Origin of the sequence: Streptomyces sp. NPDC059695 (genome assembly GCF_042733785.1) — a bacterium.
Classification (GTDB): domain Bacteria; phylum Actinomycetota; class Actinomycetes; order Streptomycetales; family Streptomycetaceae; genus Streptomyces.
The window spans coordinates 107,468-123,269 of sequence record NZ_JBHWFF010000018.1; the positions used below are offsets into that span (position 1 = coordinate 107,468).

A 15,802-nucleotide genomic window follows, 5' to 3' on the forward strand; every position below is an offset into this window, starting at 1 on the left:
CGGGCGAGGGGCGTGCGACCCGGGGCCGGGGTGAGGATCACCGGCCCCGGGCGCGAGGAGGGGGGTGCTTACAGCGACCCGTGGAAGGTGCGGTTCAGGACGTCCAGCTGCTGCTCGCGGGTGAGCCGGACGAAGTTCACCGCGTAGCCGGAGACCCGGATGGTCAGCTGCGGGTGGCGCTCCGGGTGCTCCATGGCGTCCTCGAGGACGTCACGGTTGAGGACGTTGACGTTCATGTGGAAGCCGTCGCCGGCCATGTAGCCGTCGAGGACGCCCGCGAGGTTCCCGATCCGTTCCTCGGGGGTGCGGCCGAGACCGTCGGGGGTGACGGTGCTGGTCAGCGAGATGCCGTCCTCGGCGTCCTCGTACGGGAGCTTCGCGACCGACAGGGCCGAGGCGACGTAGCCGTGGGTGTCGCGGCCGTTCATCGGGTTGGCGCCCGGCGAGAAGGGCTCGCCGGCGCGGCGCCCGTCGGGGGTGTTGCCGGTCTTCTTGCCGTAGACGACGTTGGAGGTGATGGTCAGGACGGACTGGGTGTGTTCGGCGTTCCGGTAGGTGGGGTGCTTGCGGACCTTCCGCATGAACTCCTCGACCAGCCACACCGCGATCTCGTCGGCGCGCTCGTCGTTGTTGCCGTACGCCGGGTAGTCGCCCTCGATGACGTAGTCGGTGGCGAGACCGGTCTCGTCCCGGACCGGGGTGACCTTGGCGTACTTGACGGCGGCGAGGGAGTCGGCGGCGACGGAGAGGCCGGCGATGCCGCAGGCCATGGTGCGGCGGACGTCGCGGTCGTGGAGCGCCATCTCGATGCGCTCGTACGCGTACTTGTCGTGCATGTAGTGGATGACGTTCAGGGCGTGGACGTAGACGCTCGCGAGCCACTCCATCTGCTGGTCGAACCGGTCCATGACCTCGTCGTGGTCGAGGACCTCGGAGGTGAGGGCCCCGGTGGCGGGGCCGACCTGGGCGCCGGACTTCTCGTCGCGGCCGCCGTTGATCGCGTAGAGGAGGGTCTTGGCGAGGTTCACGCGGGCGCCGAAGAACTGCATCTGCTTGCCGACGGGCATCGCGGAGACGCAGCAGGCGATGGCGGTGTCGTCGCCGAACCGGGGGCGCATCAGCTCGTCCGACTCGTACTGCACGGAGGAGGTGTCGATGGAGACCTTCGCGCAGAACTCCTTGAAGCCCCGGGGGAGCCGCGGCGACCAGAGGACGGTCATGTTCGGCTCGGGGGCCGGGCCGAGGTTGTAGAGGGTCTGGAGGTAGCGGAAGGAGGTCTTCGTGACCAGCGGTCGGCCGTCCTCGCCGATGCCGGCGAGGGACTCGGTGACCCAGGTGGGGTCGCCGGAGAACAGTTCGTCGTACTCGGGGGTCCGCAGGAAGCGGACGATGCGGAGCTTGATGATGAAGTCGTCGACGAGTTCCTGCGCCCGCTCCTCGGTGAGGAGGCCGGCCTCGATGTCGCGCTGGAGGTAGACGTCCAGGAAGGTGGAGGTGCGGCCGAGGGACATCGCGGCGCCGTTCTGCTCCTTCACGGCGGCGAGGTAGGCGAAGTACAGCCACTGGACGGCCTCGTGGCCGGTGCGGGCGGGTCCGGAGACGTCGTGGCCGTAGGAGGCGGCCATCGCCTTCAGCTCGCCGAGGGCGCGGATCTGCTCGGACAGTTCCTCGCGGAGCCGGATCGTCTCCTCCAGGGTGCGGTGGCCCGCGGGGAGGGAGTCGAGTTCCGCCTTCTCCTCCTTCTTGACCTCGACGAGCCGGTCGACGCCGTAGAGGGCGACGCGGCGGTAGTCGCCGATGATGCGGCCGCGGCCGTAGGCGTCGGGGAGTCCGGTGACGATGCCGGCCTTGCGGGCGGCGCGGATCTCGGGGGTGTACGCGTCGAAGACACCGGCGTTGTGGGTCTTGCGGTACTCGGTGAAGACCTTCTCCAGCTCGGCGGAGACGGGGTAGCCGTAGGTCTCCAGGGCGCCGGCGACCATGCGCCAGCCGCCGTTCGGCATGATCGCGCGCTTCAGCGGGGCGTCGGTCTGGAGGCCGACGATCAGCTCCCTGTCGCGGTCGATCCAGCCGGGGGCGTGGGCGGTGATGGTGGAGGGGACGTCGTGGGAGACGTCGTACACGCCCTTGGCGCGCTCCTCGGGGAAGCGGTCCGTGATGGCCTTCCACACGGCGGTGGTCCGCTCGGTGGGCCCGGCGAGGAAGGAGTCGTCGCCTTCGTACGGCGTGTAGTTCTGCTGGATGAAGTCGCGGACGTCGACGGCGTCGCGCCAGAGTCCGCCCTTGAAGCCCTTCCAGGCCCGCTCGTTCACCGTCGCCTCAGCAGGGGTCGCAGTCACTGCCCGCACCGCCTTCTTCGATTCGTTCGATCGCGTCGTTGCCTCTCTCCATTCCACTCCTTCCGATCGATCGTTCCGGGCGGCATTGGTCACCGCGTGAAGGTCCTAGGTCCTGTTCCGGAGATGCGGAAAGACCCCGCCGGAGCGGGGTCTTCCCTCGGGGGTCGGGGGCGGTCTAGCTGGGCGCCTCGGCGCCCTTCCGGGCGTAGAACCACCAGGTCACGACCATGCAGCTGACGTAGAAGGCAACGAATCCCCACATCGCGCTGGTCACGGCCACGGAGCCGAAGAGGGCCGGGATGAAGAAGAAGCCGTAGGCGGCGACGGCCGAGGTGAATCCGGTGACCGCGCCGGACTCCATCTCCGCCTGCTTCAGGGCCCTGGCGTATTCCGGGGTGCCTTCGTCGAGGCCCTTCAGGTGGGTGCCGCGGAAGATGACGGGGATCTGGCGGAACGTGGAGCCGTTGCCGATCCCGGAGAAGAAGAACGCGGCGAGGAAGCAGAGGAAGAAGCCCTGGAAGGAGCCGCCGTCGCTGCCCGACGGCAGGAAGGCGATCACGCCGACGATGGCGGCGGCCATGCCCACGAAGGACAGGATGGTGACCCGGGCCCCGCCCCACCGGTCCGCGATCCAGCCGCCGCCCCAGCGGGCCAGGGCGCCGACCGCGGGACCCATCCAGGCGTACGTGGCGACCGAGTAGTCCGGGAAGGTGGTCTTGATCAGCATCGGCAGGGCGGCGGCGAAGCCGATGAAGGAGCCGAAGGTGCCGACGTACAGCCAGGTCATCAGCCAGTTGTGCTTGCGCCTGAAGATGACCTTCTGCTGCCTGAACGGGGTCGACGCCACCTTCAGGTCGTTCTGGCCGAACCAGGCGATCGCGGCGAGGACGAGCAGCACCGGCACCCAGAGGAACGCGGCGTTCTGCAGGAAGACGGGGGTGCCGTCCGCCTTGTGCTGCGCGGAGCCGATCGCGATCGTCGACCAGGTGATGACGATCGGGGTCAGCAGCTGGACGACGGAGACGCCCAGATTGCCGAGGCCGCCGTTGATGCCGGTCGCGCTGCCCTTCTTCGCCTTCGGGAAGAAGAAGCCGATGTTCGCCAGGGAGGAGGCGAAGTTCGCGCCGCCGATGCCGCAGAGCGCGGCGATCGCGACCATCACGCCGTACGGGGTCGTCGGGTCCTGGATGGCGACGCCGAGCCAGATCAGCGGGACCACGAGGACGGCCGTCGACAGCGCGGTGAAGCGGCGCTGGCCGATCATCGGGCCGAGGAACGTGTAGAAGATCCGGGCCGTGCCGCCGGTCAGACCCGGGATGGCCGTCAGCCAGAACAGCTGGGACGTCGAGAAGCCGAAGCCGACGTCCTGCAGGTTGGTCGCGGTGACCGACCACACCTGCCACACCACGAACGCCACGAGCAGCGCCGGCACCGCGATCCACAGGTTGCGGGCGGCGACCCTGCTGCCGATGGACTTCCAGAAGAGCTCGTTCTCCGGCTCCCAGTCGGTGATCGGCTTGCCGGGACGGTACTGCTCCGTGTCGTACGAGGCGGGTGACCGGCCGGCCGTTCTGCTGTCCTGGACTACGGAACTCATGGCGCTTCCCTGACGGTTCGGGAGGTTTCTCCTTGCCCTTCCAGGCTGCGCCCGCGCACCCGGGGGACGTGAGTGCCGATGGTCGCCCGACGGGCGGGCCTAGGTCCTGTCAGCGGGAGGCCGGAGGGACCGGGAGCACGGGCAGCGTCACCTCGGGGTCGTCGAGGCAGACGCCGGTCCTCAGGTCGAACTCCTGCTTGTGCATCGGCGACGCCACCACCGGCACCCCGTCCCGGCTGCCCATGATCCCGTCCGCGATGACGTCGGCTCCCGAGAACGGGTCCCGGTTGCCCACCGCGTACACCGCGCCGTCCCCGTCCCGGAACAGCGCCGCCTCCGTGCCGTCCGCGAGGACGGCCGCCCGGCCGCGCCCCGGCTCCAGGAACTCCACCCCGGCGGCGTGCGGCGCGAAGCGGGCGAGGGCGGCAGGGTCGTCCAGTACGGCCCGCCACTCGTCCCGGTAGGCGGCGACGTGCCGCTCCATCTGCGCCTCCAGCTCGGCGCAGATCCCGAGGGAGTCCTCGATCAGGACCTCCCTGAGGTGCGCCGTCCCGCCGCCGAGCCGCTCCAGCCAGGCCGAGGTGCGCTCCAGGCGCTCCCCGGTCCGCGCGTAGTACATGAGGAAGCGGTCGATCAGCGCGAACAGCCCGGCGGCCGACAGGTCGGAGGCGAGCAGCTCGGCGTGGCGGGGGGCGGTGCCGCCGTTGCCGCAGACGTACAGGTTCCAGCCGCCGGCGGTGGCGATGACGCCGATGTCCTTGCCCCGGGCCTCGGCGCACTCGCGCAGACAGCCCGACACCCCGCCCTTGATCTTGTGCGGGGCGCGCAGGCCCCGGTAGCGGAGCTCCAGGTCGATCGCGAGCCGGACGGAGTCGCCCTGCCCGAAGCGGCAGAACCGTGAGCCGATGCAGGACTTGACGGTCCTCAGGGACTTCCCGTAGGCCTGCCCCGACTCGAACCCGGCGTCGATCAGCCGGCGCCAGATCGCGGGAAGTTCCTCCTTCCCGGCCCCGAAGAGGTCGATCCGCTGACCGCCGGTGATCTTGCAGTAGAGGCCGTGGTCGCGGGCCACCTCGCCGATCGCGATGAGCTGCCCGGCGGTGATCTCCCCACCGGGGACGCGCGGGACGACCGAGTAGGTGCCGTCCTTCTGGAGGTTGGCGAGGAACAGGTCGTTGGAGTCCTGGAGGGCGGCCTGCTCGCCGTCGAGGACGTGCCGGAGGCCGAGTTCGGGCGCGAGGGTGCCGAGGACGTTCGCGACGACGGGCTTGCAGACGGTGCAGCCGCCCGTGTCGCCGGAGCCGTACCGCTCCGCCAGTTCACCGAAGGAGCGGATGCGCTCGGTGCGGATCAGCTCGTACACCTCGGGCCGGGTCAGGTCCGGGAAGTGCGCGCACAGGCCGCGCGCCCCGCGCACCCCGGCGGCGTCGAGGACGGCCTGGAGGGTGTTCGCGCAGCCGCCGCAGCCGGTGCCGGCCCGGGTGCAGCGCTTGATCCCGCCGAGGTCGGTCAGGCCGTGCTCGGCGATCGCCCCCGCCACCGCGCCCTTGGTGACGTTGTGGCAGGAGCAGACGACGGCGTCGTCGGGCAGCGCGCCGGCGCCGGGCACGCTGTCCGTCGCGGGCAGGAGGAACGCCTCGGGCGGGGCGGGGAGCCGGCGGCCCGCGTGCGGCTTGAGGGCGCCGTACGCCCCGGCGTCGCCGACCAGGATCCCGCCGAGGAGCTGCCCCTCGGGGCCGAGGAGCAGCTTCTTGTAGACGCCCTCGCGTCCGTCCGAGAACACGATCTCGGTGGCCTGCGGGCCCGCGGCGAACGGGTCGCCGAACGAGGCGACGTCCGCCCCGAGCAGCTTCAGCTTCGTGGAGGTGTCGGCGCCGGTGAACACCGTCGTGCCGTCCCCCGCGAGCCGGTCGGCGACCGTCTCGGCCATCTGGTAGCCGGGCGCGACCAGTCCGTAGACCTGCCCGTCGGCCGTCTGCGCGCACTCGCCGACGGCGTACACGTACGGGTCGGTCGTACGGCAGTGCGCGTCGACCGCCACTCCCCCGCGGTCCCCCACGGCGAGGCCCGCCTCCCGGGCGAGGCGGTCGCGCGGCCGGACGCCGGCGGAGAAGACGACGAGGTCGGCGGGGATCCGCTCGCCGTCGGACAGCCGGAGGCCGCGGACCTTCCCGGCGTCGTCCGTGTCCACCTCGACGGCGCCGACGCCCGTGCGGACGGCCACGCCCATCGACTCGATGGTGGCCCGCAGGGCCGCCGCGCCGCCGTCGTCGACCTGGAGCGGCATCAGCCGGGGCGCGAACTCGACGACGTGCGTGGCGAGTCCGAGGGTGCGGAGCGCCCCGGCGGCCTCCAGGCCGAGGAGCCCGCCGCCGACGACGATCCCGGTGCTCGCGTGTTCGGCGTACGCGGTGAGCGCGTCGACGTCGTAGAGCGTGCGGTACGTGAAGCAGCCGGGCGCGTCGGCGCCGGGGACCGGCGGCACGAACGGGTACGAGCCGGTGGCCAGGACCAGCGCGTCGTACGCGAGGACCGCTCCGGACGTGGTGGTGACGGTGCGGGCGGCGGTGTCGATGTGCTCGGCGGGATCCCCGAGGCGCAGGTCGATCCCGTGCGAGGCGAGGAACTCGGGCGTGGAGAGCGCCAGCTGGTTCGGCGCGGTGCCGGTGAAGACGGAGGACAGATGGACCCGGTCGTACGCGGGGACGTCCTCCTCCGCGAGGACGGTCACGCTCCAGCCCGGCCCGCCGCCGGGCCCGGCGAGCCCGCCCCGCTCGGCCAGGGCCTCCAGGAGCCGTTGCCCGACCATGCCGTGGCCGATGAGGACGAGGGTCGGTGTCCGCTGGGCGGCCATGGCGGTCCTCCGTGGGGTTCTGGGGTCTCTTCCCTCCGACGGTAGGGCGAGGGGACGGACGGACCGCCCGGTGAAGGACCCGACGCGACAGGACTTCCGCCCCTCGCAACGGGGCCTTGTGCCGGGGACCGGGCGGGGGCGGGGGCCGTAGCGTCCGGGGGTGGGACGGCGGCCCGGGGCGGTGCCCCGTGCCCCGTGTGGGCAGCGCCCTTCAGCGGCGCCTCCGCGTTCCGCGCCCCGACCCGCACCACACGGGGCGGGGTGCATCCGGTGCGGGTCCAGGCACGGAATCCTAGGCCCCGGTGGGCACCGCCCCAGCGGAACGCATGTTCGCAACGGGTTCACCGAAGGAGGCAGGTTCATGCGGGAGATCGTGCTCGCCGCGCACGGCAGCGTCGTGGCGGAAGCCGGTGTCGTCGTCGACCGGCTCGTCCAACACGTCCGGCACCTCACCTCCGCCCCCGTCACCCTCGCCCACCTCGACCACCGCGCCCCCTCCCTCACGGACGTCCTCCGCGACCGCCCCGGCGCGCTCGTCGTCCCGCTGCTCCTCGGCGACGGCTACCACCGCTCCGTCGACATCCCGGCCGTCGCCGCCCGCTTCGGCTGTGCGGTCACCCGGGGGCTGAGCGGCGAGCCGGCCGTGGCCCTCGCCCTGCGCGACCGGCTGCGCGCCGCCGAGCGGGCGGCCGGCGGCCCGGCGGACGCCGTGGTGGTCGCGGGGGCCGGGTCGTCCCGGGCGGGCGGCGAGGACGGCACCCTCGGGGCCGTCGAACAGCTGGCCCGGCACCTGGCGGTGCCCGTGACCGCCGCGTACTGCTCGGCGAGCTCCCCGACCCCGGCCGAGGCGGTCGCACGGCTGCGCGCGGACGGCTTCCGCAGGATCGCGCTCGCCGCCCACCTGCTGGCACCGGGCCGCTTCACCCGCGCCCTCGCCACGGTGCCCGGCACCTGGGCGGTGACGGAACCGCTCGCCGACCACCCGCTCCTGGCGGCGGTCGTCGCCACCCGGTGCGCGGACGGAGAAGACACCGGGCGTGGCAGGCGCGTATGCCCGCCGTCCGCTCTGCTGTGCTGGGGTGCATGACACAACCGTTCCTGCCCCTCACCGCCCGCTCCCGCGAGGAGTCCCACCGGGTCGCCACGCCCCTGGAGCTCTTCTTCGACCTGTGCTTCGTCGTGGCCGTGGCCCAGGTCGGCGCCGAGCTGGTGCACGCGGTCGCGGAGGGCCACGCCGGCGAGGGCATCGCCAACTACGCGATGATCTTCTTCGCGATCTGGTGGGCGTGGATGAACTTCTCCTGGTTCGCCTCCGCGTACGACAACGACGACGTCCTCTACCGCGTCGTCACGCTCGTCCAGATCGCCGGGGTGCTGATCCTCGCCGCAGGCGTCTCGCGCGCCTTCGAGGACCACGACTTCCTCGTCGTCTACCTCGGCTACCTCGTCATGCGGGTCGCCCTCGCCTCGCAGTGGCTGCGCGCCGCGCACCACGCGACCGATCCGACCGAGCGGACGATGTGCCGCCGGTACGCGGGCGGGGTGCTCACCGTCCAGATCGGCTGGCTCGCGCTGCTCCTGGCGCCCGAGCCGGCCCGCCCGTGGGTGTTCCTGGTCATGGCGCTCGCCGAGATGGCCGTGCCGGTGTACGCGGAGAAGGACGCGCCCAGCGCGTGGCACGCGCACCACATCGCCGAGCGGTACGGCCTGTTCACGATCATCGTGCTCGGCGAGACGGTCGCGGCGGCGACCGTCGCCGTGAAGACGGGCATCGCCGAGAACGACGCGCTCGGCGAGGTGCTCCCGATCGCCGCGGGCGGGCTGCTGCTGGTGTTCGCCGCCTGGTGGATCTACTTCGTGGTGCCCGCCCACGACCGGCTGACCTCCAGCCGCCAGGGCTTCCTGTGGGGCTACGGGCACTACGTGATCTTCGCGTCGGCCGCCGCCGTCGGAGCGGGCCTGGAGATCGCCGTCGAGCAGGCGGTGGGCGCGGCGCACATCTCCACGCTCGCCGCCTCCGCCGCGGTGACGATCCCCTCGGCGGTGTTCCTGCTGTCGGTGTGGCTGCTGCACGCGCGCTACTTCAAGGTGGGCATCGCGCAGCAACTGGTACTGCCGGTGGCGTCGTTCGCGATCCTGATGTGCTCGTTCGCAGGCCACTGGGCGGTGCTCGCGGCCGGTCTCGTCGCGGCGGCCACGGTCGCCGTCGGGGTGATCCTGACCGCCCGGAACCCGGGCACGCGCGCGACGGCCGCCTGAGCGGCGGTCCGGGAGCCGCTCGGTCTTGGCGGGGTGAGCGCGGGAACAGCTCCTTGCGGCCGCGGGGGCCGCGCCCGGCCCCTGGCGGGCCGTCGCCCACGCCCTGCGCGGCCCCGCGCCCACGTCGGGCGGTGCCCGCCCCGCGCGTGCCCGCACCGGTGTGGGCCAAGCGCCGTGGTAGGCAGGGGACATGACACCGCCCGAGCAGACCGAAGGCCTGGACGCGATCACCGACGTGGGCGGGCTGCGCGTGGGGCACGCGCGCGTGGCCGGGCCCGGGGCACTGAGCGGGACCACGGTCGTGCTGGCGCCGGACGGCGGGGCCGTCGCCGCCGTGGACGTACGGGGCGGGGGACCGGGCACGCGGGAGACGGACGCCCTCGACCCGAGGAACGTGGTCCAGCGGATCGACGCCGTCGTCCTGACCGGCGGCAGCGCGTACGGCCTGGACGCGGCCGCCGGGGTGATGGCCTGGCTGGCGGAGCGGAACCGGGGCGTGCGGGTCGGCCCCGACCCCTCGCACGTGGTGCCGGTGGTGCCCGCCGCCTGTGTGTTCGACCTGGGCCGGGGCGGCGACTTCACGGCCCGCCCGGACGCGGCGACGGGCCGCGCGGCGGCCGAGGCGGCCGCCGCGAGCGGTGACCGCGCGCGCGTGCCGACGGGCGCGGTCGGCGCGGGCACGGGGGCCGTCGTCGGCGGTCTGCGGGGCGGCGTGGGGACGGCGAGCGCCGTCCTGGAGTCGGGCATCACGGTCGGCGCGCTCGTGGTGGTGAACGCGGTGGGCTCGGCCGTCGACCCGACGACGGGCGTCCCGTACGGCGGCTACTTCGAGGCGGGCCGGCCGGCCTTCCCCGACACCGCGGTCCACGAGGCGGCGCTGCGGCGGCTCGCCGAGGCGCGGAGCGCGGCCGCCCCGCCCCCGATGAACACCACGCTCGCGGTCGTCGCGACGGACGCGGCGCTGACCCGGGCCCAGGCGCAGAAGGTCGCCGGCACCGCGCACGACGGCATCGCGCGCGCGGTGCGCCCGGTGCACCTGATGAACGACGGGGACACGGTCTTCGCGCTGGCGACCGGGGCCCGCGCGCTGCCGGAGGGGCCGGGGCCCCTCGCCCTGAACGAGATCCTGGCGGCGGGCGCGGACCTGGTCACCCGGGCGATCGTCCGCGCGGTCCTCGCGGCCCCCGGCGGCCTGCGCGGCCCGGGGGGCGACTTCCCCTCGTACCGCGAGCTGTACGGACCGGTTCCGGGCGCGTACTCCCGGTAAGCCCAAGGGAGTTGAATGAACAGGGCGGGAACTTCCCAAGGGGGCCCTTCGTTTTCCGGAACCCCGGACCAGATGTCAGACCCAGGGACTACGTTAAGCAAGCACCGAGTGACATGCGGCGACGGCCTGGAGACCCTCTTGAACGATCCGCAGGATCCTCACGATCCGTACGAGACGACCGAGACGCACCTTGCGCGGCTCCTCGGCCGGGCCCTCAACTCCTTCGATCTGCCCGACTCGACCGTCGAGCGCCTCGGCACGGCGCTCGCCCACTCCAGCGCGCTGCACTCCTCGCACCACAGCGCGTCGCTGCACCGCACGACCCACCGCCACACCTATCTGCTCCCCGACGGCAGCGCCCTCAGCCTCTGGGAGCTCGCGCACAACGCCGGCCGGGACGGCACCGAGCACCACGAGCTGTACACGGAGGAGTCGGAGGCGCGGCTCGCCGCGTCCCGCCTCCCGACCGGCCCGCTGCCGGGGTGGACGGCGGAGCGCGCCGACGGCCGCGCCCTCGACGAGGACGACGACCTGGAGCTGCTGAGCGCCCTGCTCGCCCGCCCGATACCCGCCCAGCCCCGGATGTACGTCCCGGACAACTCCGCCGACCACGCGCGCCGCGTCCTGCGCCGCGCGGAGAACGCGGACCGGCCGGGCGAGCGGACGGCCCGCCGTCTCCGGCTGGCCTTCGCGCACCACATCACGCAGGCCTTCGGCCGCCACTGCCCGGTGGAGGGCGGCCGGGACGCCGGCTTCACGCTCTACGAGCACCAGTTCCTGCTGCTCGACGGCAGCGAGGTCAGCCTCTGGGAGGTCGAGCACACGGCGACGCCGGACGGCCGACACATGTGCGAGGTGTACGAGGACGAGCACGCGGCCCGCGGGGCGATGGAGTCCCGCTCCCGGGTCCGCTGACGCGGGGGCCCCGACCGGCCGCCGCCCTCAGGGGACGGGGGCGGCGGCCGCGGCCCCGACCAGTCGCTCGACGGCGAACGCCCGGTTGGCGCGGGGCCCCTGCTCCGACATCGACATCTACGCGCCGAACGGCACCGAGGACGCCCAGGCCGTCCTCACCAACGGCAAGGTGTTCGTGGGTCGCGCGCCGTCGCTCGGCGGGACGATCGCGTGGCAGGACCTCACCAACGCGACCGCGGTCGGCACGGACGCCGCCCATCCCAACTATCCGGCCGGAGTCTGCGCCGTGGGCTACGAGTCCAACGGCAACAACGCCTACGTCAAGGTGCTCACCGTGGGCGGACAGGTGTGGCAGACACACGGCGACGTCGGCGGAAGCACGTTCGTCTGGGACGAGGCCTGGGTCCAGCAGACGACCCCCACGCCGGTCGCGCTGCGCTCCGGCAAGTTCCAGCCCGCCCTGCCCCCCGGCACGGCCCGCAAACCTCATGCCGGACCTGAAGCGCCCCTGACCGACGACGAAGGGCCCGGGTCGCGAGACCAGGGCCCTTCCGTGAAGCCGGAGGGTCAGTGCGCGAGCACCGGCTCCTTCTCGACCGTCACGGCCTCGCCGGAGTCGGCGTCGTCGCCGCCCTCCAGGTGCTGCTTCGGCTTCGCCGGCAGCGCGAACATCACCAGGAAGATCAGGGCGAGCACGCCCGCCGCCCAGCCCAGCGAGTTCTGGAAGGCGTCCGTGAACGCCGCGCCCACCTCGGACGGCGCCTTGGCGAGCTTCTCGTCGTCGATGGTCCCGAAGAAGACCACCGACACCAGGCCGAGTCCGAGCGCGTTGCCCATCTGCCCGGTCGTGTTGATCAGGCCCGAGGCCGAACCGGCGTGCTCCTTCGGCACCTCCGAGAGGACCGCGTCCGTCAGCGGCGCCACGATCAGGCCCATGCCCAGGCCCATGACCACCAGCGACGGGATCATCTGCCAGGAGTGGATCCCGGTCCCGTACCGCCCGGCGACGAAGAGGTAGAGGAGGATGCCCGCGATCATCGTCAGCGCGCCCGCCTGGAGGACCTTCCGGCCGAAGCGCGGCACCAGCTTCTGCACGGACATGCCGGCCGCCACCGAGACCGCGATCGAGAACGGGACCCCGGTCAGACCCGCGTGCAGCGGGGTCCAGCCGAGACCGATCTGCATGTAGAGCGTCCAGACCAGGAAGAAGATGCCGAGGACGACACCGAAGGTCAGCTGCACGGCGATACCGGCCGCGAAGCTCTTCACCTTGAACAGCGACAGCTCGACGAGCGGCGAGCCGTCCTTCTTCGTCTTGTACTTCTCGTACGCCACGAGCGCGCCGAAGACGAGCAGGCTGCCGGCCATCATCAGGTGACCCCACAGCGGCCAGTCCAGCTCGCGGCCGCGCGTCAGCGGGTAGACCAGCATGAGCAGCGCCGCCGTCACCAGGAGCACGCCGACCAGGTCGAGCTTGAGCGCCTTCGGCGCCTTCGACTCGGTGATGAACTTCCGGCCCAGGACGAGCGCGGCGACGCCGACCGGGAGGTTGATCAGGAAGATCGGGCGCCACTCCAGGCCCGCGATGTTCCACTGGGTGAGCAGCGCGCCGAGCAGCGGGCCCGAGACCGCGCCGAGGCCGATGATCGCGCCGAACATGCCGAAGACCTTGCCGCGCTCGTGCGCCGGGAAGGTGACGTGGATGATCGACAGGACCTGCGGGACCATCATCGCGGCCGCCGCGCCCTGGAGCAGGCGGGAGCCGACCAGCATCTCCTGGTTGGCCGCGAAGCCGCAGAGCGCCGAGGCGACGGTGAAGCCGGCGGTGCCGAGGAGGAAGAGCCGCTTGCGGCCGTAGATGTCCCCGAGCCGCCCGCCCGTGATCAGACCGGCGGCGAACGCGAGCGCGTACCCGGCGGTGATCCACTGGATGGCCCCGAACGAGGCGCCGAGGTCCTTCTCGATGCTGGGGATCGCGATGTTGACGATCGTGGCGTCGACCAGGTCCATGAAGGCGGCGGTCATGACGATGGCGAGGGCGATCCATCGCCTCTTGTCGCTGGCCGCTGCAGCTTCGGTGGCGGCGTCGTGTGAACTCATACGAAGAAGATAAGAGTCATGTAGGTCAGGTCATGTCCTAGATGGGCCGCATCCTGGGAGACATGACGGACACCCCGGCACGACTCCTTCATCTGCTCTCGCTCCTCCAGACCCCGCGCGAGTGGCCCGGAAGCGAACTCGCCGAACGGCTCTCGGTCTCCCCGCGCACCATCCGCCGGGACATCGACCGGCTCCGTGACCTCGGCTATCCCGTCGAGGCGACCATGGGCGCCGTCGGCGGCTACCGCCTCGTCGCCGGTACGGCGATGCCGCCGCTGCTCCTCGACGACGAGGAGGCCGTCGCGATCGCCGTCGGCCTGCGCGCCGGGGCGGGGCACGCCATCGAGGGCGTCGAGGAGGCGTCCGTACGGGCCCTGGCCAAGCTGGAGCAGGTGCTGCCCGCGCGGCTCCGGCACCGGGTCTCCACCCTGCAGAACGCCACGATCCCGCTGACCCGGGGCGACGGCGCCACCGTCACCCCGGCGACGCTGACCGCGCTCGCGGGCACGGTGACCGGGCACGAGCGGCTGCGGTTCGGCTACCGGGCCGGGGACGGCACGGAGTCGAAGCGGCTGGTGGAGCCGTACCGGCTGGTGTCGACGGGGCGGCGCTGGTACCTCGTCGCGTACGACCTGGGGCGGGAGGACTGGCGGACCTTCCGGGTGGACCGGGTGAGCGAGCCCTTCCCGACGGGCGCCCGGTTCACGCCGCGCGAGCTGCCCTCGGGCGACGCGGCCACCTACATGGCCCGGTCGATGGCGCGCGCCCAGGGCGAGGTCGACCTCGACGTGTCGTTCGCGGCGCCGGCCGAGTTCGTCGTGGCCCGCCTCCCGTCCCACCTGGTGCCGGTCGCGACCGGCCCGGCCCACTGCCGCCTGCGGACGCGCGTCGCCGACTCGGTGGAATGGCTGGCCCTCCGGCTGGCCCTGATGGACGTCGACTTCACGGTCCACGGCCCGGATGCCCTGATCACGTACATGCGGGACCTGTCGACCCGCCTGACCAACGCCACGACCCCCTGAACCGCAGCCGGCCGCCCCGTTGTGGGCATGCGTTCCGCCGGGGCGATGGGGGTCCTCCCTGCTCGAGCGAAGCCGAGAGCCTGGGGGAGGGTGGGCACAACGGACGGCGCCCCGTGCCGGGCCCAGGCTTCCGCGCCTGAACCCGCACCGGATGCGCACCGAGCGGGGCGCGGGTCAGGGCGCGGGGTGCGGAGGCGCCGCTCGGCGCGGCGGCCACGGTGCCCACCCGTCCCGCCCCAGCGGGACGATTGCCCACACGGGCAGCGGGCGACGGGCCCCCGCGGACGCGGCCCGCGGGGACGCGGCCCTGCGGGGGCCAGCGCGCCCAGCGGGACCCCGGCACCGGCGGCGGGTGCGGGCCCGCGGGGGCGCAGCCCCCTTCACGAGGGCGCCGCGACCCCGGTTCGCCGGCCGCTCTAGGCCACCGCGTCGAAGCCCGTGTCGTGCGCCATCTTCTTCAGTTCCAGCAGCGCGTGCTTCTCGATCTGGCGGATCCGCTCGCGCGTCAGCCCGTGCTCCTTGCCCACCTCCGTCAGCGTCCGCTCGCGGCCGTCCTCGATGCCGTACCGCATGCGGATGATGGAGGCCGTGCGGTGGTCGAGCTTGTCGATCAGGTCGTCGAGCTCCTCGCTGCGCAGCAGGGTCAGCACCGACTGCTCGGGCGAGATCGCCGACGTGTCCTCCAGGAGGTCGCCGAACTGGGTCTCGCCCTCGTCGTCCACCGACATGTTCAGCGAGACGGGGTCGCGCGCCCAGTCCAGGACGTCCGTGACGCGCTCCGGCGTCGAGCCGAGCTCGGCCGCGATCTCGGCGGGCTCGGGCTCCCGGCCGTTCTCCCGGTTGAACTCACGCTGCACCCGCCGGATCCGGCCGAGCTCCTCCACGAGGTGGACGGGGAGCCGGATGGTCCGGGACTGGTCGGCGATCGACCGGGTGATGGCCTGGCGGATCCACCACGTGGCGTACGTGGAGAACTTGAAGCCCTTCGCGTAGTCGAACTTCTCGACCGCGCGCACCAGGCCCGCGTTCCCCTCCTGGATCAGGTCGAGCAGCGGCAGCCCGCTGCGCGGGTAGCGCCGGGCGACGGCCACCACGAGCCGCAGGTTGGACTTGATGAAGAGGTCCTTGGCACGCTCGCCCTCGGCGACCAGCGCTTCGAGCTCCTCACGGCTCGCCCCGCCCCCGTCGCTCTCCACCTCGCGATCGAGTATCTGCTGGGCGTACACGCCCGCCTCGATCGTCTGGGAGAGCTCGACCTCCTTGGCGGCGTCGAGCAGGGGCGTGCGCGCGATCTCGTCGAGGTACATGCCGACCAGGTCGCGGTCGGCGATCTCCCCGCCCACGGCGCGAACGCTGCTTGCCCGTGCGGCTCCGCTCTGGGCGGAGGTCTGACGACGGGCGACGGCACGGGTTGCCATGCGTGCTCCCTTGCTGAGTAGGTCGCGACAC

General features: G+C 72.7%; 10 protein-coding genes. 5 read left to right on the forward strand and 5 right to left on the reverse strand.

Annotated features, from left to right (window positions below; all coding sequences use genetic code 11):
- Positions 1-68 precede the first annotated feature (68 nt).
- The 3 genes from pflB to nirB form a co-directional block, all read right to left on the reverse strand.
- Complete coding sequence (gene pflB, locus ACFV2S_RS22965; RefSeq protein WP_385562098.1) at positions 69-2,339, reverse strand: formate C-acetyltransferase; 2,271 nt, start codon at positions 2,337-2,339, stop codon at positions 69-71.
- 175 nt (positions 2,340-2,514) lie between these two features.
- A complete protein-coding gene (locus tag ACFV2S_RS22970) occupies positions 2,515-3,936 on the reverse strand; it encodes an MFS transporter (RefSeq protein WP_385562101.1) in 1,422 nt (473 codons plus the stop codon).
- A 109-nt stretch (positions 3,937-4,045) separates the two neighbouring features.
- Positions 4,046-6,790, reverse strand: a complete 2,745-nt coding sequence (gene nirB / locus ACFV2S_RS22975) for a nitrite reductase large subunit NirB (protein WP_385562104.1) — start codon at positions 6,788-6,790, stop codon at positions 4,046-4,048.
- A 361-nt stretch (positions 6,791-7,151) separates the two neighbouring features.
- On the opposite strand from nirB, the gene ACFV2S_RS22980 reads away from it, so the two are divergent.
- The 4 genes from ACFV2S_RS22980 (at position 7,152) to ACFV2S_RS22995 (ending at position 11,231) form a co-directional block, all read left to right on the forward strand.
- A complete protein-coding gene (locus ACFV2S_RS22980) occupies positions 7,152-7,877 on the forward strand; it encodes a sirohydrochlorin chelatase (RefSeq protein ID WP_385562107.1) in 726 nt (241 codons plus the stop codon).
- A complete protein-coding gene (locus ACFV2S_RS22985) occupies positions 7,874-9,049 on the forward strand; it encodes a low temperature requirement protein A (RefSeq protein WP_385562110.1) in 1,176 nt (391 codons plus the stop codon). Before ACFV2S_RS22980 ends, ACFV2S_RS22985 begins: the two co-directional genes overlap by 4 nt.
- A 190-nt stretch (positions 9,050-9,239) precedes the next feature.
- Positions 9,240-10,316, forward strand: coding sequence for a P1 family peptidase (locus ACFV2S_RS22990; protein WP_385562113.1), 1,077 nt, complete (start codon positions 9,240-9,242; stop codon positions 10,314-10,316).
- 72 nt (positions 10,317-10,388) lie between these two features.
- On the forward strand, positions 10,389-11,231 hold the full coding sequence (locus ACFV2S_RS22995) for a DUF6227 family protein (protein ID WP_383797511.1): 843 nt from the start codon (positions 10,389-10,391) through the stop codon (positions 11,229-11,231).
- 567 nt (positions 11,232-11,798) lie between these two features.
- On the opposite strand, the gene ACFV2S_RS23000 is transcribed toward ACFV2S_RS22995, so the two are convergent.
- The gene (locus ACFV2S_RS23000) at positions 11,799-13,331 is read right to left on the reverse strand and encodes an MFS transporter (protein WP_385562115.1); all 1,533 of its coding nucleotides are present in this window, start codon (positions 13,329-13,331) and stop codon (positions 11,799-11,801) included.
- A gap of 62 nt (positions 13,332-13,393) precedes the next feature.
- Here ACFV2S_RS23000 and ACFV2S_RS23005 point away from each other — a divergent pair, with 62 nt between their 5' ends.
- Entirely contained in the window at positions 13,394-14,353 is a 960-nt protein-coding gene (locus tag ACFV2S_RS23005) for a helix-turn-helix transcriptional regulator (protein WP_383784140.1), read from the forward strand.
- A gap of 416 nt (positions 14,354-14,769) precedes the next feature.
- On the opposite strand, the gene ACFV2S_RS23010 is transcribed toward ACFV2S_RS23005, so the two are convergent.
- Positions 14,770-15,771, reverse strand: coding sequence for a sigma-70 family RNA polymerase sigma factor (locus ACFV2S_RS23010; RefSeq protein WP_385562119.1), 1,002 nt, complete (start codon positions 15,769-15,771; stop codon positions 14,770-14,772).
- Between the last annotated feature and the right edge of the window lie 31 nt (positions 15,772-15,802).